This window comes from Acidovorax cavernicola, assembly GCF_003581445.1.
Genome location: NZ_QXMN01000002.1, coordinates 96374 through 120701, shown reverse-complemented (window position 1 = coordinate 120701; position 24328 = coordinate 96374). Strand labels below are relative to the sequence as shown.

The following is a 24328-nucleotide window of genomic DNA, read 5'->3' as shown; positions in this document are numbered from 1 at the left end:
AGGCCCGCTCAGCGCTCGCACGGCCAGAAGAACACCTGCTCGGGGTCGCCTGCATCGAGGTTCTCGATGTGGCCGCTCTCCCTGAAACCGGCTTCTTTCAGCAGCAATTGCATCGCCCCATTGGAGCGGTTCGTGGAGGTGAAAAGCTTGGGGCGCTCGCAGATCGACTGGAAGTGATCGACGAGCCTCAGGCCGAGTCGCCTGCGGCGAAACTTCTCGCCGACCATCAGCATTTCGATGAAGCCGCAGTCGAAGAAGTGGTGGTGCAGCACGCCGTAGGCGGCGATGTCGCCATCCGTCTCGAGCACATGGCAGAAGCGATCCTCGATCCAGCCCTTGATCTGCACGGCGCGACGTTCATCGTGCGCGGCCACGGTGTCCAGACGTGTCAACGCCTCGAGGTCGTTGAGGCGGGCGGGCCGGATGTCCACGTTCATGGTGGGCTGCGCGAAGTTCTGGGAGGTTGGGTTTCCAGAGGGCCGTAACCCCTGGAAACAGCGCGTGAGTTCTCCGGGAACTCACGGCTTTCTGATGTTAGGTTGACGAGCCTTACCCCTGGCACTGACTACGCAGTTAGGGCTGCTTGGTTCCCCACCTGACCCGGTTGGCCACTTCACCATGCAGGGAGGCCCGTCAGCGTGCATTCTAACCGCGCGGATTTGCCCCCTTTGCCGGGGCGTGAATCATTTCCCGTCGAATGGGGAAACCAGTGTGAAGTCACCCCCGCCGCGCCTTTTAGAATGCCCGCAATGTCTTATCTCGTGCTCGCTCGCAAGTTCCGTCCGAAAACCTTCGGTGAGATGGTCGGTCAGGGGCATGTGGTCCAGGCGCTGGAAAACGCGCTGACGACGCAGCGCCTGCACCACGCCTATCTGTTCACCGGCACGCGAGGCGTGGGCAAGACCACGGTGTCGCGCATCCTGGCCAAGTCGCTCAACTGCCAGGGCCCGGACGGGCAGGGCGGCATCACGGCCACGCCGTGCGGTGTGTGCCAGGCCTGCCAGGACATCGATTCGGGCCGCTTCGTCGACTACACCGAGCTTGACGCGGCCTCCAACCGCGGCGTCGACGAAGTGCAGTCGCTGCTCGAGCAGGCGGTCTACAAGCCGGTACAGGGGCGCTTCAAGGTCTTCATGATCGACGAAGTGCACATGCTCACGAACACCGCATTCAACGCGATGCTCAAGACGCTCGAAGAGCCGCCCGAGTACCTCAAGTTCGTGCTGGCCACGACCGATCCGCAGAAGGTGCCGGTCACGGTGCTGTCGCGCTGCCTGCAGTTCAACCTGCGGCCGATGGCGCCCGAGACGGTGCTCGAACACCTCACGGCCGTGCTGCAGACCGAGCAGGTGCCGGCCGAGCCGCAGGCGCTGCGCCTGCTGGCGCGCGCCGCGCGCGGCTCGATGCGCGACGCGCTCTCGCTCACCGACCAGGCGATCGCCTTCGGCAACGGCGAACTGGTTGAAACGGGTGTGCGCCAGATGCTCGGCAGCGTCGATCGCGGCCATGTGTTCCGCCTCATCGAGGCGCTGGCGGGCGGCGACGGCAAGACCGTGGTCGACACCTCCGAGGCGCTGCGCCGCGACGGCATGTCCGCCGCCTCGACGCTCGAAGAGATGACGGCGGTGCTGCAGGCCATGGCGGTGCTGCAGGCTGTGCCCTCGCGCGCCGAGTCGGCCGATGCGGCCACCGACCCCGACGCGGCCGACACGGCGCGCCTGGCGTCGCTGATGCCCGCCGACGAGACGCAGCTGCTCTACAGCCTGTGCCTGCATGGGCGCGGCGAGCTGGGTCTGGCGCCCGACGAGTACGCGGCGTTGACCATGGTGCTGCTGCGGCTGCTGGCCTTCAAGCCTTCCAATGCGGCTGCTTCGACGGCCTCCGCGGAAAAAAAAACTCTGAATGACGCCGGGGGCGCCGCGCCGCGGGCTCACGTACGCGAAGCCGCCCCGGTTACCCGGCCTTCCACACCCGACGCGGCGCCGATCGCCGCGCCTTCCGCACCTGCTGTTTCGCAACCGCCCGTGCAATCCGCGCCGGCCGGCCAGCGGCTGGCGGTGGTCGATGCCCCGCAGCGACAGCCGATGCCCCGGCCTACAGCGCAGGACGCACCGGATGCCCCGGCGGCCCAGGTGGTCGGCGTGCCGATCCGCGTGCAGCCACCACCCGGGCAGCGCGACGTGCCGCGCGAAGAAGAACAGCGCAGCACCTACACCCCGATCCCGCCGAGCGAAGAGGGCGACTTCTGGCACGCCACGGTCATGCAGCTCGTCGCCGCCGAGAGCGTGGCGGCGCTGGCGCGCGAGCTCGCGTTGCAGTCGCAACTGGTGGCGCGCGACACCGACCAGTGGATGCTGCGCATCGAACGCGAAACCCTCAACCAGCCCGCCAGCCGCGAGAAGCTCACGGCGGCGCTGCAGGGCCTCGGCCACAATGTGAAGCTGGTCATCGAGATCGGCGGCGTGGTCGACAGCCCGGCGCGCCGCAACAAGCAAGCGGCCGAGGAGCGTCAGCGCGTGGCCGAAGACGCCATCCGCAGCGACCCCGAGGTGCAAATGCTGATGCGCGACTTCGATGCGAGGATCGTGCCCGGATCGCTGAAGCCCCTCTGAACGCGGCCTCACAATCGCCGCATTTTTCGACCGTATTCTTTCCATCACCAACCCATCAAAGACAGGACCAACGATGTTCAACAAAGGACAACTGGCCGGCCTCATGAAGCAGGCACAGGCAATGCAGGACAACCTCAAGAAGGCCCAGGAAGAACTGGCGCACATCGAGGTCGAGGGCGAATCCGGTGCAGGTCTCGTCAAGGTCGTCATGACCTGCAAGCACGACGTCAAGCGCATCACCATCGACCCCAGCCTGCTGGCCGACGACAAGGACATGCTCGAAGACCTCGTGGCTGCCGCCTTCAACGCCGCCGTGCGCAAGGCTGAGGAAACCAGCGAACAGAAGATGGGCAAGCTGACGGCCGGCATGCCCGGTCTGCCGCCCGGCATGAAGCTGCCGTTCTAAGCGGCGCATGGCAGACGCCAGTTCGCTCGACGCGCTGGTCGATGCGCTGCGCCGGTTGCCCGGTGTCGGCGTCAAGTCGGCCTCGCGCATGGCGTTCCACCTGCTGCAGCACGACCGCGAGGGCGCGCAGTTGCTCGCGCGTGCGCTGCAGCAGGCAGCGGGCCAGGTGCGGCACTGCGAGCTGTGCAACACCTTCACCGAAGCGCCGATCTGCCATGTCTGCATGGACTCGCGGCGCGACGGCTCCAAGCTGTGCGTGGTGGAGACGCCGGCCGACCAGGCCGCGCTCGAACGCACGGGCGCTTTCCGCGGCTACTACTTCGTGCTGATGGGCAAGCTCAGTCCACTCGACGGCATCGGGCCGAAGGACATCGGCCTGCAGAAGCTCTTCGACCGCGCACGCGACGGTACGGTGAGCGAGGTCATCCTCGCGACCAACTTCACGGCCGAAGGCGAGGCCACCGCGCACGTGATCGGCGAAGCGCTCAAGCAGCACGGGCTCACCGTGACGCGTCTCGCGCGCGGCGTGCCGGCGGGCAGCGAGCTTGAGTACGTCGACCTCGGCACCATCGCGCACGCGCTGGTCGATCGTCGCTGAAGCGCGGCCTGTTCAAGGCCGCGTTCGTTCTTTCTCTTCGTTGTCGTCACCATGACCTTCTCCCTGCTCACCGTCGCCTACTGGTGCGTGTTCATCGCCTGCGGCCTGCCGTACCTGGCGGCATGGATCGCGAAGGCGGGCAGCTTCGGTCCGCGCGACAACATGCATCCGCGCGACTGGGCCGCCAAGCAAAGCGGGTGGCGCGCACGTGCCAACAGTGCGCAGGCCAACAGCTTCGAAGGCCTGCCGTTCTTCATCGGCGCAGTACTCATTGCGCACCAACTCGGCGTGGCGCAGGCGCGGCTCGACATGCTTGCGGTGGCCTATGTGGTGCTGCGCGTGATCTACCTGGGCCTGTACATCCGTGGTGCGGCGAGTGCGCGCAGTGCGGTCTGGGCACTCGCGTTTCTGGTCAATATCGCGATACTTTTTCTGGCCCGATAACGCGTTGGCGAAGGCTTCTCCAAGAGGCCTTCATGCTTACGTGAAAACCCGCACGGGATCACCCCGATGCAGGGCGGCGGCGCGCACGCCTAAGCTCGATTCAATTCACAAGAATCACAGAGCCCGCAGGACCGCGCCATGCTTCATCGCAGAACCCTCATTTCCGCCTCCGCAGTGGCCGCAGCAGCGATTGCATTGCCGCGGGTCTTTGCGCAGCAGGCCAAGCTGGAGAAGAGCAAGGTCTCCATCGCGGTGGGCGGCAAGGCGGCGTTCTACTACCTCCCGCTCACCATCTCCGAGCAGCTCGGCTACTTCAAGGCCGAAGGCCTCGAGGTCGAAATTTCCGACTTCGCCGGTGGCGCACGAGCGCTGCAGGCCGTGGTGGGCGGTTCGGCCGATGTCTGCTCGGGCGCCTACGAACACACGATCAACCTGCAGGCCAAGAACCAGTTCTTCCAGGCCTTCGTGCTGCAGGGCCGTGCACCGCAGATCGCGGTGGGCGTGTCGACCAAGAACCTCGCGGGCTACACCGGCATCCAGGACCTCAAGGGCAAGAAGATCGGCGTGTCGGCGCCGGGCTCGTCGACCAACATGGTGGCCAACCTCGTGCTCTCGCGCGGCGGCCTCAAGGCCAGCGACGTGAGCTTCATCGGCGTGGGCGTGGCGGCCGGCGCGCTCACCGCACTGCGCTCGGGCCAGATCGACGCCATCAGCAACACCGATCCGGTGATGACGATGCTGGAGCAGAAGGGCGACGTGAAGATCATCAGCGACACGCGCACGCTCAAGGGCACCGAGCAGGTGTTCGGCGGGCCGATGCCCGCGGCCTGCCTCTATGCGCCGACCGACTTCGTGCTGAAGCATCCCAACACCTGCCAGGCGCTGGCGAATGCCATCGTGCGCGGCCTCAAGTGGCTGCAGACGGCGGGGCCCGGCGACATCATCAAGACTGTGCCCGAGACCTACCTGCTCGGGGACCGCGCGCTGTACCTCGCGTCGTTCGACAAGGTGCGCGAGTCCATCGCCACCGACGGCCTCGTGCCGGCCGAGGGGCCGAAGACCGCGCTCAACGCCATTGCGAGTTTCGACACCGCGGTGAAGGCCGACAAGATCGACCTCGCCAAGACCTACACCAATGATTTTGCAAAGCGTGCGAAAGACAGGTTCAAAGCCTGACTGCGAACGTTTCCGCGACCCGGCCTAGGCCGGGTTTTTTAATCCTGGCCCTCATGTCTGACTACGCACTCGAACTCATCTCCATCCGCTGCACCTTCCATTCGAAGGACGATCCCGGTCAGCGCTACACGGCGGTGGACGACACCACGCTGCGCATCGGGGCCGGCGAATTCGTGTCGGTGGTCGGCCCCACGGGCTGCGGCAAGTCGACGCTGCTGAATGTGGGGGCGGGGTTGCTGGAGCCGTCGTCGGGCGGCGTGAAGGTCTTCGGCCAGGGGCTCACGGGCGTCAACAAGCGCGCCGGCTACATGTTCCAGACCGAGGCGCTGATGCCTTGGCGCAGCGCCATCGACAACGTGAAGGTGGGGTTGCAATACCGGGGCGTCTCGGATGCCGAGGCGACCGAGCAGGCAGAAGCCTGGCTCGCGCGGGTGGGGCTTTCGGGCTTCGGTGATCGCTATCCGCACCAGCTCTCGGGCGGCATGCGCAAGCGCGTGGCGCTGGCGCAGACGCTGGTGCTCGACCCCGACATCATCCTCATGGACGAGCCCTTCAGCGCGCTGGATGTGCAGACGCGGCAGCTGATGGAGAACGAAGTGCTCGAACTGTGGAGCGCGAAGAAGAAGGCCGTGCTCTTCATCACGCACGACCTCGACGAGGCGATCGCGATGAGCGATCGCGTGGTGGTGCTGTCGGCCGGCCCGGCGACGCGGCCGATCGGCGAGTTCGTGATCGACCTGCCGCGTCCGCGTGACGTGGCCGAGGTGCGCACGCAGCCACGTTTCGTCGAACTGCACCGCCAGATCTGGGAGGTGCTGCGCGACGAAGTGCTCAAGGGCTACGCGCAGCAACTGAGGAAGGCCGCATGATGCCGCGCCTGGACGCACGCCATGCGCGCTTCTGGCAGCTTGCGCTGCTGGCCCTGATCCTGGTGCTGTGGCATGTCGCGTCGCGCAACGACCAGATCGCGTTCTTCCTTGGTCAGCCGATCGTGGTGGCGGGGCGCATCTGGAGCTGGTTCCTGCCGTTCGAGGTGCCGCCGAACTTGCTGTTTCCCGAAGGCCTGAAAGGCAACGCCGACATCTACCGCCACCTGGGCACCACGCTGCTCGAAACGGTGCTGGCTTTCGGCATCGGCACGGCGCTCGGGCTGGGTTGCGGCCTGTGGCTCGCGCTGGCGCCCACGGCGAGCCTGATCCTCGACCCCTACATCAAGGCCGCCAACTCGATGCCGCGCGTGATCCTGGCGCCCATCTTCGCGCTGTGGTTCGGCCTGGGCATCTGGAGCAAGGTGGCGCTGGCGGTCACGCTGGTGTTCTTCATCGTGTTCTTCAACGTCTACCAGGGCGTGCGCGAAGTGAGTCCGGTGGTGCTGGCCAACGCGAAGATGCTGGGCGCCAACCAGCGGCAGCTGCTGCGCACGGTGTACCTGCCGAGCGCCACGAGCTGGGTGTTCTCCAGCCTGCACACCTCGGTGGGCCTGGCCTTCGTCGGCGCGGTGGTGGGGGAGTACCTGGGTTCGGCGCGCGGCGTGGGCTACCTGATCCTGCAGGCCGAAGGCACCTTCGACGTGAACACGGTCTTCGCAGGCATCGTGGTGCTCACGGCGTTTGCGCTGGCGCTCGACGGGCTGGTGGGGCTGATCGAGAAGCGGCTCATGAAGTGGCAGCCGCGCAGCGGAGAGACGGAAAAACTCTGAGCCGCGCGTTCGGCGCCGTCAGTGCTGCTGGCGCGTCTCGGTGTTGACCTGCACCAGCGCGCGCCCCGCGAAGAGGCCGCCGGACATCTCCAGCGCCAACCGCTCCTTGTCGCGCCGGCGCAGGTCGTCGATCACCTCGTCGGCTTCGTCGGGCGTGGCACCGAGCGCGAGCACGCCCTGGCGGCCGAAGGCCATGGCCGACTCGAAGGTCTCGCGGATCTGGTAGTCGACGTCGAGCTTGACCAGCTCCACCGCATGCTCGCGATCGAAGGCGCGCACCATCAGGTGGGCATGCGGGAACTCGGCCTTCACGTGTTCCGCGATGCGTGTGGCCAAGGCGCGGTTGTCGATGCACACCATGATCGCGCGGGCGTTGTGCGCACCCGCCGCATGCAGCACGTCGGCGCGCGCGCCGTCGCCGTAGTAGACCTTGAAGCCGAAGTCGGCCGCGTCGCGGATCACCTGCGTGTCGTTGTCGATGATCGAGATGGACGCACCGCGCGCCAGCGCGCCCTGGATGGCGATCTGGCCGAAGCGGCCAAAGCCGATGACGAGGATGTTGCCGGCCAGCTCCTCGGCCTTTTCCACGCCTTCCATCGAGGCCTGCACGGTGGGCGCGAAGCGGCGATGCACCAGCACCACCAGCGGCGTGAGCGCCATCGACAGCACGACCACCGCCGTCATGTTGGCGTTGACCGTCGGACTGATCACCTTCGAGGCCAGCGCCGACGAGAACAGCACGAAGGCGAACTCGCCGCCTTGCGCCATCAGCACGGCGCGGTCGAGCGCGTCGGCGGGCGAGCTCTTGGCGAGCCGCGCCACGCCGTAGATGCACAGCGCCTTGACGACCATCATCGACACCACGCCCGCGACGATGAGTTGCCAGTTCTGCGCCACCACCGCGAGGTCGAGCGACATGCCCACGCCGATGAAGAAGAGGCCGAGCAGCAAGCCGCGGAAGGGTTCGATGTCGGCTTCGAGCTGGTGGCGGAAGGTCGATTCGGAGAGCAGCACGCCGGCCAGGAAGGCCCCCATGGCCATCGACAGGCCGCCGACCTGCATCAGCAGCGCCGCGCCCAGCACCACGAGCAATGCCGCAGCCGTCATGACTTCGCGCGCCTTGGAATTCGCCAGCATGCGGAACAGCGGGTTGAGCAGCCAGATACCGGCCGCAACGAGCGCCGCGAGCGCTCCCACGGCGATGCCGACACCGACCCAGCGCGAGGGAGCGATGGCGTCCTGCGCCGCATCCACCGGCGCGATGAAGGCGACGATGGCCAGCAGCGGCACGATCAGCAGGTCTTCGAAGAGCAGCACCGCGACGATCTTCTGGCCGCGCGGCGCGGCGATGTCGCCGCGCTCGCCGAGCAGCTGCATCACGATGGCGGTCGAGGTGAGCACGAAGCCCATCGCACACACGAAGGAGACGGCGAGCGGGAAGCCGAAGGCCATGCCCACGCAGGTCAGCAGGATGCCGCAGACCACGACCTGCAGGCTGCCCAGGCCGAAGATGTCGCGCCGCATGCTCCACAGGTGCGAGGGCCGCATCTCGAGCCCGATCACGAAGAGGAACATCACGACGCCGAGTTCGGCCGTGTGCAGGATGGTCTGCGGGTCGGTGAAGAGGCCGAAGCCGAAGGGCCCGATGGCCAGGCCCGCTGCCAGGTAGCCGAGCACCGAGCCCAGCCCGAGCCGCTTGAACAGCGGCACGGCCACGACGGCAGCACCCAACAACGTCACGACCTTGATGAGATCGCCCGCGCTTCCTTCGACTGCCATGGCCTGTCCTCCTGATATCGCTCTTATCTCTTATCGTCGTCCGGGCCCGGCACCGCCCGCCGGCAGGGCGGGGGTCAGCGCTTGCGCTTGGACGGCGTGCCGCCGCGCGGCTGGCGCACCACCGCCTGCTTGGCGCTGCTGCTGCGCGAGACGGCCTTGACCGGTGCGCCACGCTTGGATGTTGCCACCGCGGCGCCACGGCCGCGCGCGGGCCCCGCGCCCGAACCGACACGCGCCGACGGCGTGGCTCGCACCGGCAGGTACACGACCACGCTGTAACCGCGCTTGAAGGCGTGGTTCTGATTCACGTCGTTCCAGTCGGCCACGGCCGCGGGCTTGAGGTTGTAGCGGCGCGCGATGCTCGCCACGTTGTCCGAGCGGCCGGCCTTGACGGTGGTGCGGCGGGTGATGATTTCGGGCTGGAAGCTCAGGTGACCGCCATCGGCCACGACGGCCGCCACGTCTTCCTTCACGCGCGCGCCGCGCGGCACGATGAGCGTGGAGCCGGCCTTGATCAGCATGCGCGGCGGCACGTTGTTGAGCGCGCGCAGGTCCGATTCGCTCATGCCCGAGCGCTGGGCGGCGTCGGCCACCGTCATGGTGGAGGGCACGACCCAGGCGGTCCAGCTGGCGTACTGGCCTTGGGAGTAGGCGTCGAAGTTGCGCTTGAAGACCGCAGCGTTGTCCCAGGGCAGCAGGATCTCGGAGGTGCCGGCTGCGATCAGCACGGGCTTGTGGGCGGCGGGGTTGAGTGCGCGGAAGTCCTCGATGCGCACGTCGGCCAGCTTGGCCGCCAGTTCCACGTCGAGGTCACGCGTGAGCGCCACGGTCTGGAAGTAGGGGTGGTTGGCGATCAGCGGCAGCTCGGTGTTGAAGGCCTGCGGATTCGCCACGATGTTCTTCACGGCCTGCAGCTTGGGCACGTAAAGCCGGGTCTCCGCCGGCATCGACAGGTCGCTGTAGGTGGTGGGCAGGCCCAGGCGCTGGTTCTTGGCGATGGCGCGTCCCACGCTGCCTTCGCCCCAGTTGTAGGCGGCCAGCGCGAGTTGCCAGTCGCCGAACATGCCGTAGAGCTTCTGCAGGTAGTCGAGCGCGGCGCGGGTGGAGGCCACCACGTCGCGGCGGTCGTCGCGGAAGATGTTCTGCTTCAGGTCGAAGTCGTTGCCCGTGGCGGGCATGAATTGCCACATGCCGGCGGCACGCGCGCTCGACACGGCCTGCGGGTTGAAGGCGCTCTCGATGTACGGCAGCAGCGCGAGCTCGGTCGGCATGTTGCGACGTTCGAGTTCCTCGACGATGTGGAAGATGTACTTGTCCGAGCGTGCGGTCATGCGCTGGATGTAGTCGGGCCGGCTGGCGTACCACTGCTCGCGGTCACGCACCAGGTCGCTCTCCAGGTTGGGCATCTTGAAGCCGCGACGGATGCGGTCCCACATGTCGGTGGGCGGGGCCAGCGTGACCACGCTCTGCGAGCGTGCCTGGCCGCTGGTCAGGGGGCTGAGGTGGCTGTCGCGCGGATAGACCGGCGTGGCGCTGCCCGACGGGCGGGCGCCCGTGCCGCCGGCGGAGGCGCCGGCCTTGGCGGTGGAGGAGGAAGAAGCGCTGTTGTCCGTGCCCGCGCAGCCCGCGAGTACCAGTGAGCCTGCAAGGCAGGTGGCAACGATAAATTTCATCGGAAGTCGTTTTTCCATTGGCGCAGCGCGGCGAACACTTCGGCTTCGGCGGCATCCGCGGAAAGCTCGGCGTGGGCCCGCACCGCTCGAAGGACAGTGGCTTCGCGGCTGCGAAGAAAGGGGTTGATCTGGCGTTCGATCGCCAGTTGCGACGGCAGCGTGGGCTGCCCTTGTGCGCGCAGGCTTTCGCAGCGCGCGTTGTAGTGACTCAGCGCGTCGTTGCCGGGTTCCACGGCGCGGGCGAACTTCAGGTTAGCAAGTGTGTATTCGTGCGCGCAGCACACACGGGTGTCGCCGGGCAGCGCGGCGAGCGCATCGAGCGAGGCCAGCATCTGCGCGGGCGTGCCCTCGAACAGGCGGCCGCAGCCGCCGGAGAAGAGGGTGTCGCCGCAGAACAGCACGGGTGCCTGCGCGGCCGAGGCCGGCAGAAAGTAGGCGATGTGCCCGGCCGTGTGGCCCGGCACGTCGATGATCTCGAAGCGCAGGCCCAGGGCCTGCGCGACGTCGCCCTGCACCAGCGGCGTGAAGGGCCCGGGGATGCGCTCGTGCGCGGGGCCCCACACCTTCGCGCCCGTGGCTGCGTGCAGCGCGGCCACACCGCCCGTGTGATCGGCGTGGTGGTGCGTGACTAGAATCGCGGCCAGCTGCAGCTTGTGGTGCGCCAACGCATCGAACACCGGTTGGGCATCGCCCGGGTCCACCACGATGGCGTGGTGCCCGTCGTGCAGCATCCAGATGTAGTTGTCAGCAAAAGCGGGCAGCGGAACAAGGGTCATGAGCGGTCAAATTATAGGTTTGCAGGATTGGTTCGCGACCCCCCCCGGCCGCTACCTCCTGGCTTGGGAACAGGCCCAGTTCGACGAGGCGGTGGCCGATGTTTTCGGTTACCACGCCTTGCAGCTCGGGGCCGCCGAGGTCGACGGGCTGCGCGCCAACCGCATGCCGCACCGCTGGCTGGCCCTGACCGACCCGGTGCGGGCCGGCAAGGCCACGCTGGTGACCGATTTCGCCGCCTTGCCGTTCGCGGCCAACAGCCTCGACCTCGTGGTGCTGCCGCACGCTTTGGAACTCAGTCCCGATCCGCACGCCACGCTGCGCGAGGTGGAGCGGGTGCTGGTACCCGAGGGCCGCGTGGTGATCTGCGGCCTGAACCCGACCAGCCTCTGGGGCATGCGCCAGCGGCGCGGGCAGCTCTACCGCCGGCTGGGCCTGGGCGAGACCTTCCTGCCCGAGGCCGGCGAGTTCATCGGCTACTGGCGCATGCGCGACTGGCTGAGGCTGTTGAGCTTCGAGGTCGAGTCGGGTCGCTTCGGCATCTACCGGCCGGCCGTGCGCAGCGAAGCCTGGCTGGAGCGCTCGCGCTGGATGGACGCCGCCGGCGAGCGCTGGTGGCCGATCTTCGGCGCGGCCTACTTCCTGGTGGCCGTGAAGCGGGTGCGGGGCATGCGGATGCTGAGTGCCGACTGGCGCCGCAGCGGCGCGCGGGCGACGGCGCCCGTGCCGATCGCGGGCAAGGTGCATCGCAACGGCGACCCGGGTGGCCGTTGAACGAACAGAAACAGAGATAACGCCGAGCGTTTCGGCAGAAGAAGGAAAAGTCAGTTTGAACGAAGTCGTGATCTACACCGATGGCGCGTGCAAGGGCAACCCGGGACCGGGCGGCTGGGGCGCGTGGCTCAAGTCGGGCCCCACCGAGAAAGAGCTGTTCGGCGGTGAACTCAACACCACCAACAACCGCATGGAACTCACGGCCGTGATCGAAGGCCTGGCCGCGCTCAAGCGGCCCTGCAAGGTGCTGCTGTACCTCGACAGCCAGTACGTGCGCAAGGGCATCACCGAATGGATCCGCGGCTGGAAGGCCAAGGGTTGGGTCACTGCGAGCAAGGAGCCGGTGAAGAACGTCGAACTCTGGAAGCGTCTGGACAAGCTGGTGTCCGAAGGCGGTCACCAGATCGAATGGCGCTGGGTCAAGGGCCACTCGGGCGACCCGGGCAACGAGCGGGCCGACATGCTGGCCAACAAGGGCGTGGACAAGGCCCTGGGCCGGATCTGAAGGATCCGACCGGTTAGATCAGCCCTTCGAAGATCATCACGTCGACTTCCTGGCCGGCGTCGACATGGCCTTGATCGTGGTGCAACACCACGAGCCCGTTGGCCTCGAGCATCGAACTCAGTACGCCCGAGCCCTGGTGCGCTGCCACCAGCACCTCGGGCAGCGACCCCGGCACCTGCCTCACGAAACCGCGCTGGTACTCGGTGCGGCCCGGCTTCTTTCGGATGGGGCCGGCGCTGCGTGCGCGCAGCAGCGGCGGTGGCGCTGCCGCTGCGTCGTGGCAGCCCATGAGCCGCAACAGCGCCGGCCGCACGAAGGCCAGGAAGGCGACCATGGTCGCCACCGGATTGCCCGGCAGGCCGAACAGGACTGCGGGCGTGGTCGGGGTGTCGGGGCTCGGAATGAGCCCCACCGCCAGTGGGCGTCCCGGCCGCATCGCGACCCGCCAGAAGGCCATATCGCCCAACTGCTGCATCACATCGCGCGTGTGGTCGGCCGCGCCGGCGCTCACGCCGCCGCTGGTGATGATGGCGTCCGCCTCGCGCGCGGCGCGTTGCATCGTCGCGCCCAGCGTGGCCGGATCGTCGTGCACCAGTCCGAGGTCGACCACCTCGCAGCCCAGCCGTGTGAGCAGGCCGAACAGGGTGTAGCGGTTGCTGTCGTAGACGGCGCCTTCGCGCGGCGTCTCGCCCAGGCAGAGGATTTCGTCGCCGGTCGAGAAGTACGCCACGCGCAGCCGGCGCCGCACCGTGACGCGCGACAGGCCCAGGCTCGCAATCATGCCGAGCGCGGCCGGCGACAGGCGCTCGCCGCGTCGCAGCGCCGGCTGGCCCTGCATGAGGTCTTCGCCTGCGAGGCGGCGGTTGTCGCCGCGCCGCAGCACGCGGGCCGGAAAGCAGACCTGGTCGCCGTCGACCTTGCAGAACTCCTGCGGGATCACGGTGTCGAGGCCGGCGGGCATCATCGCGCCGGTCATGATGCGCACGGCCTCTTGCGGCCCCAGCGCGCCGCGCCAGGCCGAGCCGGCCAGTGCCGTGCCCGCCACGCGCAGCGTGAGCGAATGGTCGATGGGCGCGTCGGCCGGCAGCAGGGCGCCATCGAAGGCGTAGCCGTCCATGGCCGAGTTGTCGTGCGGCGGCACGCTCACGGGCGAGACGAGGTCGTCGGCCAGCACACGGTCGAGCGCGTCGCGCAGCGTGACCTCCTCGGTGTCGGCCACGGCCAGGGGCGCCACGAGGCGGGCGAGAAAGGCGGCGACGGTGTCGACGTCGAGGTCGCCCGCGTCGTAGTCCGCGAGGTCGGCGGCAATGGCGGCGATGCGGCTCATGGGTGTTCGAGGGCCTGCAGGTCAGCCGGCGTGTTGGCGTTGAAGAAAGCGTCGGGGGCGTCGCCCGGGCGGTCGAAGGGGACGGTCACGGCGCCATGCTGCGCGGTCCATGCACCGACCTTGCGGCCGCCGTCTTCGATGAAGCACTGCAGGCTGTCGCGCAGTTCGACATGCAGCAGGCAGAACACCGGCTGGCGGCGCAGCACCGTGAGGCCGTCGGGGCCGACTTCAGGAGCGCTGGCCATGGCGATGCGGGCATGGTCCCCGCCGTCAGCCAGGGCCGCGGCCAGCCGGGCCGCCAGGTCGGGCGGAAAGCGCGGCGTGTCGCAGGGCACGGTGAGCAGCCAGGGCGTGGCGCAGTGTTCGAGCCCGCTCAGCATGCCGGCGAGCGGGCCGGGATGGTCGGGCAGGCTGTCGGCGACCACTGGCACGCCCAGTGCCTCATAGGCCGGGAAATTCCTGTTGGCATTGACCAGCACGCGGCCGACCTGAGGGCGCAGCCGTCGGACGGCATGCGCGGCCAGCGCTTCGCCCTGGAACAGCTGCAGGCCCTTGTCGATCCCACCCATGCGGGTGCCCCGGCCACCGGCCAGCACGAGGCCCGTGATGTCGGCCCGGGCGATGGCCATTGCGGCACCCATGGCTGGCGGCCTCATCCGCCGATGTAGCTCATCTCGACGCGTCGTGGCGCCGCCGCATCGGCTGGGCCGTCGTCGGGGCCGCGCAGCGCGCGCAATTCGGAATAGCGGTCGGCGCGGCCCTGCCAGATGTGGCCGATGGCGGAGGCGATGTCGTCGTCGCTGGCTGTGCCGCGCAGCAGGGGGCGCAGGTCGTGGCCGGCGTTCGCGAACAGGCACAGGTAGAGCTTGCCTTCGGTCGACAGCCGCGCGCGGCTGCAATCGTGGCAGAAGGCCTGGGTGACGCTGCTGATCACGCCGATCTCGCCGCCGCCGCCGGCGTAGGCCCAGCGCTGGGCGGTTTCGCCGGGCGTGGTGGCCTCCAGGGGCACGAGCGGAAACTCGGCCGCGATGCGCGCGATGACCTCGGCTGACGGCAGCACCTCGTCCATGCGCCAGCCGTTGGTGGCGCCCACGTCCATGTATTCGATGAAGCGCAGCACGACCTTGCCGCCGTGGTGCTCGCGGAAGTAGCGCGCCATCGGCAGGATCTCCTGCTCGTTGGTGCCGCGCTTGACCACCATGTTGACCTTGATCGGGCCCAGGCCCGCGGCCAGCGCGGCGTCGATGCCGGCCAGCACGTCGGCCACCGGAAAGTCGACGTCGTTCATGTGGCGGAACACGGCGTCGTCCAGGCTGTCCAGGCTCACCGTCACGCGCTGCAGGCCGGCGGTACGCAGGGCGGCGGCCTTGCGCCGCAGCAGCGAGCCGTTGGTGGTCAGCGTGAGTTCCAGCGGGTCGCCATCGGGGGTGCGCAGCTCGGCCAGTTGCGCGACGAGTCCCTCGATGTGCTTGCGCAGCAGCGGCTCGCCGCCGGTCAGGCGGATCTTGCGCACGCCGTGCGAGGCAAAGAGGCGCGCCAGGCGCGTGATTTCCTCGAAGCTCAGCAGGGCGCTGTGCGGCAGGTACTGGTAGTCCTTGTCGAACACGTCCTTCGGCATGCAGTAGCTGCAGCGGAAGTTGCAGCGGTCGGTCACGCTGATGCGCAGGTCGGTCAGCGGGCGGCCGAGCCGGTCGGCCAGCAAGCCGGTGGCGGGCACGGCGACGCCCGGCGCAGTCACGACGGCGTGGCCTGCCGGGGCGATCGGAATGACGGTGCTGCTGTTGTTCTTCATGGGGCGAGGCCGATTTTGCGCCATGGCCCGCGGCTGCGCGCCTGGCGGGCTACTCCGGCTACTTCAGCACCGCCGCATAGACCATGTTGCGCGTGAGGCTTCGGTAGTGGGTGCGGTACTTGGGCGACTGCAGCATCAGCACCACGAACATCTCGTTCTTCGGATCGACCCACATGTAGGTGCCGCCCGCGCCGCCCCAGTTGTACTCGCCGCCGCCGGACGGGTAGGGCGCTTCGCCGTCGTTGCGACGCACCGCGAAGCCCAGGCCGAAGCCGTAGCCCGGACCCGGCAGGTAGAGCGGGCCGGGCACGATGCCGGCGCCGGCGTTGGAGTGGTCGCTCGTCATCAGCGCCAGCGTGCGCGGGCCGAGGTAGCGCGTGCCGTCGAGCGTGCCGCCGTTGAGCAGCATCTGCAGGAAGCGCGCGTAGTCGGACGCGGTCGACACCAGCCCGCCGCCGCCCGATTCGAGCTTGCGCACGATGCGCGGGTCGTTCAGGTCGGCGCCCACGCCGAAGCTGCGGTCGTTCGCCAGCGGCTCGGCGATGCGCGGCTGGCGCGCTGGCTCGGGCACATAGTACGTGGTGTCCTTCATGCCCAGCGGGTCGAGCAGGCGCGCTTTCTCGAACTGGTAGAGCGACTGGCCCGACACCACCTCGACCAGGCGGCCCAGGATGTCGGTCGAATAGCTGTAGTCCCAGGTCGTGCCGGGCTGGTAGGCCAGCGGCAGCTTGGCCAGGCGCTGCGAGAACTCGGCGTTGTTCGGGTCGCCGGCCCCCAGGTTGGCGACGTTGTAGGCCTGCTTGACCAGCCCCGGGCCGAAGAAGCCGTAGGTCAGGCCCGAGGTGTGGCGCATGAGGTCTTGCACGGTGATCGGGCGGCGCGCGGGCACGGTCTCGAGCACGGGCTTGCCGTCGGCGCCGGGCTTCTCGACGCCGACCGTCATGCTGGCGTACTCGGGCAGGTACATCGCGACCGGGTCGTCCAGCTTCATGCGGCCGTCTTCCACCAGCATCATCGCGGCGACGGTGGTAATGGGCTTGCTCATCGAGTAGATGCGGAAGATGCCGTCGCGCGGCATCGGGGTGCCGGCGGCCGCGTCGAGCTTGCCGACGGGTTCGAACCACGCGACCTTGCCCTGGCGCGCGACCAGCAGCACTGCGCCGGGGATCTTGCCGGCGGCCACGTCGGCCTTGAGCACGTCGGTGAGCTTCTGCAGGCGCTCGCTCGACAAGCCCACGGACTCCGGCTTGGCCGTGGGCAGCGACTGGGCGGTGGCAAGCAGCGGCAGGGCGAGGCTCAGGCCGAGCAGGGCCGTGTGCAGCAGGGCGCGGCGCTTCAGGAAGGTCATGCGTGTTGTCTCCGTCGTTGAGGGAAGGATGCAACCGGGCAGACGGTCTTGACGCCGTCCGTGCGAACCGGTCGCGGGGCAGTGTATCGGTGGTTCGACCTGGGGAGGCACACGGTCGGCTGGCCGATTGGCGTCATCTATGGCGTCGATATCTTGACGCAGACAATGCGAATTACTATCATTTGACTGCCTGAGTACGCAGCACCCGCACCACGCAAAGGGCTCTCTTCAACCAAGGAGCTTCCGAACCGTGCCGTACACCCTGCCAGCCTTGCCCTATGCCTTCGATGCGCTCGAACCCCACATCGACGCGCAGACGATGGAAATCCACCACGGCAAGCATCACCAGACCTATGTGAACAACCTGAATGCGGCGCTGAAAGACACGCCGCATGCGGACACGCCGGTCGAAGCCCTCATCGCCGGTGTCGAGGAACTGCCGGAGGCGCTGCGCGCGCCGGTGCGCAACAACGGCGGCGGCCACGCCAACCACAGCCTGTTCTGGACCGTGATGGCGCCGGTGGATCAGGGCGGTGGCGGCGCCCCGAACGGTGCGCTGGCGAAGGCGATCGATGCCGACCTGGGCGGCTTCGATGCCTTCAAGGACGCCTTCACCAAGGCCGCGCTCACGCGTTTCGGCAGCGGCTGGGCCTGGCTGGTCGTCGGCGCCGACGGCAAGCTGGCGGTGGAAAGCAGCGGCAACCAGGACAGCCCGCTGATGCGCGGCATCGGCTCGGGCAAGACCCCGATCCTGGGCCTGGACGTGTGGGAGCACGCCTACTACCTGAAGTACCAGAACCGCCGCCCCGAGTACATCGCGGCCTTCTACAACGTGGTGAACTGGGCCGAGGTGGCCCGTCGCCATGCCGCCGCGACCGGCGGCTGATGACCTGCCAAGGAGCCCGCCCATGAACGACTCGCAGCAAGGCACGATCGCGACGCAGCCGCCGCGGAAGTCGCCGCGCCCGGCACGCGAATGGATCGGCTTTGCCATCGTCGCGGCCGGCGCGCTGGCGCTGGTGTCGCAGTTCTGGTCGTTCGTGCGCGCCGACCCGTTGGTGTGGAATGCACTGCTCGGTGGCTCGGTGGCGGCGCTGGCGACCGCGCTGGGCACGCTGCCGGTGCTGTTCTCGCAGAAGCTGCCCGAACGGCTGCAGGACACGCTGTTCGGCTTCGGCGCGGGCGTGATGCTCGCAGCCTGCGCGTTCTCGCTGATCATTCCCGGGCTGGACGCCGCCCGGTCGACGGGCGTCTTCGGCGGTGGCGCCTGGGCGGCCGGCGGCGTGATCGGCACGGCCATCCTGCTGGGTGGCCTGGTGTTGATGACGATGGACCGCGTGCTGCCGCACGAGCATTTCATCAAGGGTCGCGAAGGGCAGAGCGGGCGACAACTGCGCCGCACCTGGCTCTTCGTGTTCGCGATCGCGCTGCACAACGTGCCCGAAGGCCTGGCCATCGGCGTCGGCTACGCGGCCAACAACGGCGTGCGCGCCGATGCGCTCGCCACCGGGATCGCGATCCAGGACGTGCCCGAGGGGCTGGTGGTCGCCGTGGCGCTGCTGGCGGCTGGCTACAGCCGCCTGTTCGCGGTGCTGATCGGCATGGCGTCAGGGCTGGTCGAGCCGCTGGGGGCGGTGCTCGGCGCCGCAGTGGTCGGTCATTCGGCCATGCTGTTGCCTTGGGGGCTGGGCTTTGCGGCGGGGGCGATGCTGTTCGTCATCAGCCACGAGATCATTCCCGAATCGCATCGCAAGGGGCATGAGGCCTATGCGACGAGCGGGTTGATGATCGGCTTCGTGCTGATGATGCTGCTCGATACCGCGCTGGGATAAGAGAGCTCTCCCCCAGGCTTCGCGCACTTCGTGTCGCTTCGCCAACCCCCTCACCGGGGGCGACACCAGCGGCCCGGCAAAGCCGGTTCCGCGGTGTCTCTGGAAGAGCAGCCCTCCAGACTTAGCCGTGCTTGACGGCGATGGTTTTCAGCGTCGTGAAGCCGTACAACGCCTCGAAGCCCTTTTCGCGCCCGTAGCCCGACGACTTCACGCCGCCGAACGGCAACTCGACACCGCCGCCCGCGCCGTAGTTGTTGATGAACACCTGGCCGCTCTTCACGCGCCTGGCCATGCGGAACTGCCGTGCGCCGTCGGTCGTCCAGACGCCGGCCACGAGGCCGAACTGGGTCGCGTTGGCGAGCGCCACGGCTTCGTCTTCGTCGGCGAATTGCATCGCGGCGAGCACGGGGCCGAACACTTCTTCCTGGGCGAGGCGATGGTTCACGGGCACGTCGCGCAGCAGGGTTGGGGCCTGGTAGAAGCCGGTTTCGGGCGCTTCCTCGACCACCACGCCCTGCGCCACCATCGGGATGCCGGCATGTTGCGCGTCGCTCAGGAAGTCCCACACGCGCTGCTGCTGCGTCTGGCGGATCAACGGGCCGACGTCGAGGTCCATGGCGGCGGGGCCGACGCGCAGGGCTTCGAAGGCATGGCCCAGGCGCTCGAGCAGGGGCTCGTAGATGTCGCGCTGGATCAGCACGCGCGAGCCGGCCGAGCAGGTCTGGCCGGCGTTCTGCACGATGGCGTTGATGACCACCGGGATGGCCGCATCGAGGTCGGCGTCCGCGAAGATGATCTGCGGGCTCTTGCCGCCGAGTTCGAGCGTGACTGGGCAGTGCCGTTCGGCCGCCACCTGCTGGATCAGCGTGCCGATCTTCGGGCTGCCCGTGAAGCTGATGTGGTCGATGCCTTCGTGGCGCGCGAGCGCGTCGCCCACTTCATGGCCGTAGCCCGTCACGATGTTGAGCGCGCCGGCCGGGAAACCGACCTCGGCCGCCAGTTGCGCCACGCGGATCAGCGAAAGGCACGCGTCTTCGGCCGGCTTGACCACGCACACGTTGCCGGCCGCCAGGGCACCGCCCACGCTGCGCCCGAAGATCTGCATCGGGTAGTTCCACGGAATGATGTGGCCCGTGACGCCGTGCGGCTCGCGCCAGGTGAAGACGCTGTAGCCGTCCTGGTAGGGAATGGTCTCGCCGTGCAGCTTGTCGCAGGCACCGGCGTAGAACTCGAAATAGCGCACCAGTGCCACCGCGTCGGCGCGCGCCTGCTTCACGGGTTTGCCGCAGTCGCGCTGCTCGATGAGCGCGAGTTCGTCGACGTGTTCGGCGATCTTCTGCGAGAGCTTGAATAGCAGGCGACCGCGGTCGGCGGCGCTGACCTTGTGCCACACGCCCTCGAAGCAGTCGCGCGCGGCGCGCACGGCGGCGTCGATGTCTGAGGCGTTGCTGCGCTGGATTTCGTCGAAGGGCTGGCCGTCGGAAGGGTCGATGACGGGGAGGGTGCGGCCGGAGGCGGAGGGAACGTCCGCGTTGGCGATGTAGTTGAGCTGCATGGGGCGGGATTTTGCGCGAAGGCGGCCCGGCGCGTGGCGCGCGGGGCCGTCCGCCTTACTTGGCCGCCGTGGCTTTGGGCAGCGCGCGCACCGCGTTCAGCATGCGCTCGACGTGCTTGTCGGGGTTGAGGTTCTGGTAGTAGTACGCGACCTTGCCGTCGGGCGCGATCACGTACGACAGGCGGTTGGCGAAGTCGGGCCGCGTCTGCATCAGCGCGTCGAAGCCCTGGATCACGGTCTTGCCCTGGTCGGAGGCGACCGGAAAGCGGCTCTGGCAGGACTTGACCGAGAACTTGGAGAGCGTGTCGATGTCGTCGGCCGACACACCGATCACCGTGGCGCCCAGCGCGGCGAACTGGTCGACCGCTTCGGCGAAGGCGTGGGCTTCGATGGAGCAGTCGTTCGAGTCGGCTGCCGGAAAAAAGTACAGCACCACCGGCCCCTTGGCCAGCGCCTCGGCCAGCGAGTAGCGGAAGGTCTTGCCGCCGAGCGCGGCCGTGGCCGTGAACTTGGGCACGGGGTCGCCGATGTCCAGGGCGGCGTGGGCGCAGGGTACCCCGGCGGCGAGGATTGCAGCCATCCAGACGGTGCGAAAAAGGGTCGATCGGGCCATGATGCAACTCCGGGGCGAAGTGGATCGGGTTCGCAAGTGTGCTCCGAAGCGGGCTCCGATGAAACCGGCGCGCGACGGCCGGCGTACTTCAGGCAATGGCAACCACGACGAGGAGTGATTCACCATGAACGACTGGGCCCATTCCCTGCTGCGCGCGGCGCTCGCCGGCGCTCTCCTGGTTGTGCTGGGCGCCTGTGGCTCGCTGCCGCCCGCGCGCGAACGCCCGGCCGAGCACGCGGCCGTGGCCGATCCCGGCACCGCGCTGGCGAAGATCGTCGCGGCCTCGACGCCGCCCGGCGAGCACTCGGGTTTCCGGCTGATGCCGCTGGGCGTGTACTCGCTCGACGCGCGCATCCAGCTCGCGCAGCGCGCCGAGCATTCGCTGGTGGTGCAGTACTACCAGCTCGAAAACGACGCCACCGGCCGCCTGCTGCTGCGCACGCTGCGCGAGGCGGCGGCGCGCGGCGTGAAGGTGCGGGTGCTGGTGGACGACCTGTACACCGTCAAGAGCCAGAAGCTGCTGCTGGCGCTGTCCGAGACGCCCAACGTGTCGGTGCGCCTGTTCAACCCGTTCTGCTGCGCGCGCGACGGTTTTCTCTCGCGCTTCGTGGTGTCGATCTTCGACATCCACCGGCTCAACCACCGCATGCACAACAAGCTCTTCATTGCCGACGGCGCGATGGCGGTGGTGGGCGGGCGCAACATCGCCGACGAGTATTTCGTGCTGAGCGAGGCGCAGAACTTCATCGACATGGACGCGCTGGTGGTCGGCAAGGTGGTGCAGCAGCTCGAGTCGATCTTCGATGCCTACTGGAACAGCGACCAGGTCTGGCCCATCGCCGAGATCGTGCGAGGGGAGGGCGGCGCTGGTTTCGACGAGTGGGTCGGCATGGCCGGTCCGCCGCCGAAGGTCGTGCTGCCGCCCTCGGACATCCTGGGCTACGGCCCCATCGCCGAGGAACTCGACGGCGGCCGCATGGGCCTGCTGTGGGGCGAGGCGCGCGCCATCGCCGATCCGCCTTCCAAGCCCACGACCCTGACGGCCGAAGACGCCATTGCCACCAGCGTGACCATGAAGGTCTGGGCGCTGCTGCTCGACGCCAAGACCGAGGTCGACCTGACCTCGCCCTACCTCGTGCCGGGCGAGCGCGGCATGGCCGCCTTCGAGGACCTGGCCAAGCGCAAGGTCAAGCTCACGCTGCTGACCAATTCGCTTGCCGCCAACGACGAGCCGCTGGTGCACACCGGCTATGCGCGCTACCGCGAGCGCCTGCTGAAAGGCGGCGCCGACCTGTACGAGCTGAGCCCGCAGCGCACCACCGCGAGCATGCGTTTCGGCAGCTTCGGCAACTCGCTGGGCCGGCTGCATGCCAAGACCGCCGCTATCGACAGGACGCGTATCTTCGTCGGCTCGATGAATCTCGACCCGCGCTCGGCCAGCCAGAACACCGAGATGGGCGTGGTGGTCGACAACCCGCAACTCGCGCGCGAGATGCTGCGCATCATCCACGTGAGCAAGCTGCAGAATTCGTACCGGCTGCGGCTGGCGAAGGAGGGCGGCACGCTCGAATGGCTCACGAATGACGGCGAGAAGGAGCTGATCCTCACCTCGGAACCCGAGTCGGGTTTTTTCCAGCGCCTGTACAACACCCTGATCTCTCCGCTGGTGCCCGAGATGCTGTTGTAGCCTCGGGGGATGGCGCAGACCTTCACTTCTCTTTCTGCTCCGCAGGTCATGCTGTGGGGCCTGCTGTTTTTCGGCGGCATCTACCTGGGCTTCGGCGCGCTCACCTGGCTGCTCACGAAGCGCGTGCTGCCGGCGATGGGCATCGGGCGCGCGCTCGATCCCCGGCCGCTGCAGCCCGGCCAGCTTCAGCGCGAGCTGACGCAGTCGGGCGTCTCGGTGCTGATCTTCGGTTTGGGCATGGTGTTTCCGTGGGGGCTGCTGCAGCTCGGCTGGGCGCGGCTGGAGCCTGATGCGGGCTGGCGCCGGATCGGCGTGGAAATCCTCGTGCTCGCGGTATGGAACGACGTGCATTTCTGGGTCAACCACCGCCTGCTGCACACGCGCTGGCTGCGGCGCTTTCACGGCCCGCACCACCGCTCGTTCGTGACCACGCCGTGGGCCACCTACAGCTTCCATCCGATCGAGGCGCTGATGCTCGGCAACGTGATCCTGCTGCCGATGGTGCTGCACGACTTCAGCTTCTGGTCGCTGGCGTCGGTGCCGGTCTTCAGCCTGTTCTTCAATTGCGTCGGGCATTCGAATTACGACTTCGTTCCGGGCGTGTCGTACAGCCACTGGTTTGCCGCGAGCCGCCGACACCATCTGCACCATGCCGTTCACAACGGCAACTACGGTTTTCAGTTCACCTTCATGGACCGGCTGTTCCGCACGCGCATCGCGGCCGATGCGGCCCAGCCGTTGTTCCAGGCCTTTCACAAGAAGCTCGGCAAGACGCATGGCGCCACGACAGCCTGATGCACGTCGCAGCCGGCTGCCGAGGCTGCGCCACTGGCGCGACTGGCAGAGCCTTGCCTACCTCGTCGCCTTGCCCGCGTTGGCCGCGTGGCAGTGGGTGCACGGCTTCCAGGTGGTGCTGTATGCGCTGATGCTGTTCCTCACGCTCGGCATCGGCGTGATCCATCACAACCACGTGCATCTGCGCATGTGGCGCGGTCGGCGCATGAACCGGCTGACCGACTTCTGGATCACGCTGCTGCAGGGCCACCCGACCTTTGTCTTCTGGCCCGCGCATGTGGCCAACCACCATCGCCATCGGCATGGCCCGAAGGATGCGGCGCGCACCTACCGCTTCGGCGGCGACACCAACCACCTGTGGGGCTACCTGCTGCACCCCTTCCAGGCCGTGTGGGTGCTGATGCCGCTGTTCTTCGGCTGGCTCGCGAGGTTGCACCGGCACCATCGCGGCGCCTGGCGCTACTGCATGGCGCAGTACGCGCTGTGGCTGGTCAGCTGGACCGTGCTGCTGGCGATCGACTGGCGCAAGGCCTTGCTGTTCGTAATCGTGCCCCAGCTGCACGGCCTGCATTGGCTGCTGGCCACCAACTACCTGCAGCACGCGCACGCCGACGGCCGCAAGACCCCGCGCAAGGCATCCTCGCAGGAGGCGCCGCGCGATACCGCGGGTAGCCAGCTGAACTACGCGCGCAATTTCGAGGGGCTGGTGAACCCCTTGTTGTTCAACATCGGCCTGCACACCGCACACCACGAGAACCCGCATGCCCATTGGTCCGAGCTCACGCACCTGCATCGCACGCGCTACCGCGCGCAGGTGGCGCCCGCGCTCAACGAGGGCGGGCTGGTGCCGTACATGGTGCGCGTGTTCGTGCTGGGGACCGTGTGGCCGCGTTTTCGCAGCCGCTCGCTGATGCCTCCCGATTCACCCATCTCCTGAAC

Annotated in this window: 24 protein-coding genes and 1 other RNA gene; 14 read left to right on the top strand and 11 right to left on the bottom strand. The window is 68.1% G+C overall.

Annotated elements, in window-relative coordinates:
• Nucleotides 1-8 precede the first annotated feature (8 nt).
• Complete coding sequence (locus D3H34_RS03415) at nucleotides 9-437, bottom strand: GNAT family N-acetyltransferase (RefSeq protein ID WP_119552046.1); 429 nt, start codon at nucleotides 435-437, stop codon at nucleotides 9-11.
• A gap of 101 nt (nucleotides 438-538) precedes the next feature.
• An RNA gene (ffs, locus tag D3H34_RS03410) (signal recognition particle sRNA small type) lies at nucleotides 539-635 on the bottom strand.
• A 114-nt stretch (nucleotides 636-749) separates the two neighbouring features.
• Between ffs and dnaX the strand changes: the two genes are divergently transcribed.
• The 7 genes from dnaX to D3H34_RS03375 all read left to right on the top strand — a co-directional run bounded on the left by dnaX (nucleotide 750) and on the right by D3H34_RS03375 (nucleotide 6935).
• The gene (dnaX, locus tag D3H34_RS03405; RefSeq protein ID WP_119552045.1) at nucleotides 750-2612 is read left to right on the top strand and encodes a DNA polymerase III subunit gamma/tau; all 1863 of its coding nucleotides are present in this window, start codon (nucleotides 750-752) and stop codon (nucleotides 2610-2612) included.
• A 73-nt stretch (nucleotides 2613-2685) separates the two neighbouring features.
• A complete protein-coding gene (locus D3H34_RS03400; RefSeq protein WP_007836669.1) occupies nucleotides 2686-3018 on the top strand; it encodes a YbaB/EbfC family nucleoid-associated protein in 333 nt (110 codons plus the stop codon).
• A 7-nt stretch (nucleotides 3019-3025) separates the two neighbouring features.
• Nucleotides 3026-3616: a recombination mediator RecR gene (gene recR / locus D3H34_RS03395; protein ID WP_056580157.1), complete on the top strand. Its 591-nt coding sequence runs from the start codon at nucleotides 3026-3028 to the stop codon at nucleotides 3614-3616.
• 51 nt (nucleotides 3617-3667) lie between these two features.
• Nucleotides 3668-4060: an MAPEG family protein gene (locus tag D3H34_RS03390; protein WP_119552044.1), complete on the top strand. Its 393-nt coding sequence runs from the start codon at nucleotides 3668-3670 to the stop codon at nucleotides 4058-4060.
• Between the two features lie 138 nt (nucleotides 4061-4198).
• The gene (locus D3H34_RS03385) at nucleotides 4199-5236 is read left to right on the top strand and encodes an ABC transporter substrate-binding protein (RefSeq protein ID WP_119552043.1); all 1038 of its coding nucleotides are present in this window, start codon (nucleotides 4199-4201) and stop codon (nucleotides 5234-5236) included.
• Between the two features lie 53 nt (nucleotides 5237-5289).
• Nucleotides 5290-6105 carry an ABC transporter ATP-binding protein gene (locus tag D3H34_RS03380; protein WP_119552042.1) on the top strand — a complete coding sequence of 272 codons (816 nt, stop codon included), beginning with the start codon at nucleotides 5290-5292 and terminating at the stop codon, nucleotides 6103-6105.
• On the top strand, nucleotides 6102-6935 hold the full coding sequence (locus tag D3H34_RS03375; RefSeq protein ID WP_119552041.1) for an ABC transporter permease: 834 nt from the start codon (nucleotides 6102-6104) through the stop codon (nucleotides 6933-6935). The genes D3H34_RS03380 and D3H34_RS03375 overlap by 4 nt, the downstream gene beginning before the upstream one ends.
• Nucleotides 6936-6953: 18 nt before the next feature.
• Here D3H34_RS03375 and D3H34_RS03370 read toward each other — a convergent pair whose 3' ends face one another.
• The 3 genes from D3H34_RS03370 to gloB form a co-directional block, all read right to left on the bottom strand.
• Nucleotides 6954-8714, bottom strand: coding sequence for a monovalent cation:proton antiporter-2 (CPA2) family protein (locus D3H34_RS03370; protein ID WP_119552040.1), 1761 nt, complete (start codon nucleotides 8712-8714; stop codon nucleotides 6954-6956).
• Nucleotides 8715-8788: 74 nt separating this feature from the next.
• On the bottom strand, nucleotides 8789-10387 hold the full coding sequence (locus D3H34_RS03365; RefSeq protein ID WP_119552039.1) for a transglycosylase SLT domain-containing protein: 1599 nt from the start codon (nucleotides 10385-10387) through the stop codon (nucleotides 8789-8791).
• Nucleotides 10384-11163, bottom strand: a complete 780-nt coding sequence (gene gloB / locus D3H34_RS03360) for a hydroxyacylglutathione hydrolase (protein ID WP_119552038.1) — start codon at nucleotides 11161-11163, stop codon at nucleotides 10384-10386. The genes D3H34_RS03365 and gloB overlap by 4 nt, the downstream gene beginning before the upstream one ends.
• Between gloB and D3H34_RS03355 the strand changes: the two genes are divergently transcribed.
• On the top strand, nucleotides 11162-11935 hold the full coding sequence (locus D3H34_RS03355) for a class I SAM-dependent methyltransferase (protein ID WP_434057673.1): 774 nt from the start codon (nucleotides 11162-11164) through the stop codon (nucleotides 11933-11935). The genes gloB and D3H34_RS03355 overlap by 2 nt on opposite strands.
• Nucleotides 11936-11990: 55 nt before the next feature.
• Nucleotides 11991-12440, top strand: coding sequence for a ribonuclease HI (gene rnhA, locus D3H34_RS03350; RefSeq protein WP_056580165.1), 450 nt, complete (start codon nucleotides 11991-11993; stop codon nucleotides 12438-12440).
• Nucleotides 12441-12453: 13 nt separating this feature from the next.
• Here the strand turns inward: rnhA and moeA are convergent, their stop codons facing one another.
• From moeA to D3H34_RS03330, 4 genes are read right to left on the bottom strand one after another with little or no spacing between them, the layout of a single operon-like run.
• Entirely contained in the window at nucleotides 12454-13767 is a 1314-nt protein-coding gene (gene moeA / locus D3H34_RS03345) for a molybdopterin molybdotransferase MoeA (protein ID WP_119552036.1), read from the bottom strand.
• Entirely contained in the window at nucleotides 13764-14396 is a 633-nt protein-coding gene (mobA, locus tag D3H34_RS03340; protein ID WP_286185413.1) for a molybdenum cofactor guanylyltransferase MobA, read from the bottom strand. The genes moeA and mobA overlap by 4 nt, the downstream gene beginning before the upstream one ends.
• Nucleotides 14397-14419: 23 nt before the next feature.
• On the bottom strand, nucleotides 14420-15559 hold the full coding sequence (moaA, locus tag D3H34_RS03335; RefSeq protein WP_119552034.1) for a GTP 3',8-cyclase MoaA: 1140 nt from the start codon (nucleotides 15557-15559) through the stop codon (nucleotides 14420-14422).
• Nucleotides 15560-15617: 58 nt separating this feature from the next.
• The gene (locus D3H34_RS03330; protein ID WP_119552033.1) at nucleotides 15618-16907 is read right to left on the bottom strand and encodes a serine hydrolase domain-containing protein; all 1290 of its coding nucleotides are present in this window, start codon (nucleotides 16905-16907) and stop codon (nucleotides 15618-15620) included.
• A gap of 250 nt (nucleotides 16908-17157) precedes the next feature.
• Between D3H34_RS03330 and D3H34_RS03325 the strand changes: the two genes are divergently transcribed.
• A complete protein-coding gene (locus D3H34_RS03325) occupies nucleotides 17158-17793 on the top strand; it encodes a superoxide dismutase (protein WP_119552032.1) in 636 nt (211 codons plus the stop codon).
• Between the two features lie 22 nt (nucleotides 17794-17815).
• On the top strand, nucleotides 17816-18739 hold the full coding sequence (locus D3H34_RS03320; protein WP_286185412.1) for a ZIP family metal transporter: 924 nt from the start codon (nucleotides 17816-17818) through the stop codon (nucleotides 18737-18739).
• Nucleotides 18740-18860: 121 nt separating this feature from the next.
• Here D3H34_RS03320 and D3H34_RS03310 read toward each other — a convergent pair whose 3' ends face one another.
• Together D3H34_RS03310 and D3H34_RS03305 are read right to left on the bottom strand one after the other, a co-directional pair.
• Nucleotides 18861-20294, bottom strand: a complete 1434-nt coding sequence (locus D3H34_RS03310) for an aldehyde dehydrogenase family protein (protein WP_119552031.1) — start codon at nucleotides 20292-20294, stop codon at nucleotides 18861-18863.
• Between the two features lie 55 nt (nucleotides 20295-20349).
• A complete protein-coding gene (locus tag D3H34_RS03305) occupies nucleotides 20350-20907 on the bottom strand; it encodes a peroxiredoxin (protein ID WP_119552030.1) in 558 nt (185 codons plus the stop codon).
• Between the two features lie 124 nt (nucleotides 20908-21031).
• Between D3H34_RS03305 and D3H34_RS03300 the strand changes: the two genes are divergently transcribed.
• Genes D3H34_RS03300 through D3H34_RS03290 form a run of 3 tightly spaced genes read left to right on the top strand, consistent with a single transcriptional unit; the run spans nucleotide 21032 to nucleotide 24326 of the window.
• Nucleotides 21032-22594: a phospholipase D family protein gene (locus tag D3H34_RS03300; RefSeq protein WP_119552029.1), complete on the top strand. Its 1563-nt coding sequence runs from the start codon at nucleotides 21032-21034 to the stop codon at nucleotides 22592-22594.
• 9 nt (nucleotides 22595-22603) lie between these two features.
• On the top strand, nucleotides 22604-23389 hold the full coding sequence (locus tag D3H34_RS03295; RefSeq protein ID WP_119552028.1) for a sterol desaturase family protein: 786 nt from the start codon (nucleotides 22604-22606) through the stop codon (nucleotides 23387-23389).
• A complete protein-coding gene (locus tag D3H34_RS03290; RefSeq protein ID WP_119552027.1) occupies nucleotides 23370-24326 on the top strand; it encodes a fatty acid desaturase family protein in 957 nt (318 codons plus the stop codon). Before D3H34_RS03295 ends, D3H34_RS03290 begins: the two co-directional genes overlap by 20 nt.
• The last annotated feature ends 2 nt before the right edge of the window (nucleotides 24327-24328 follow it).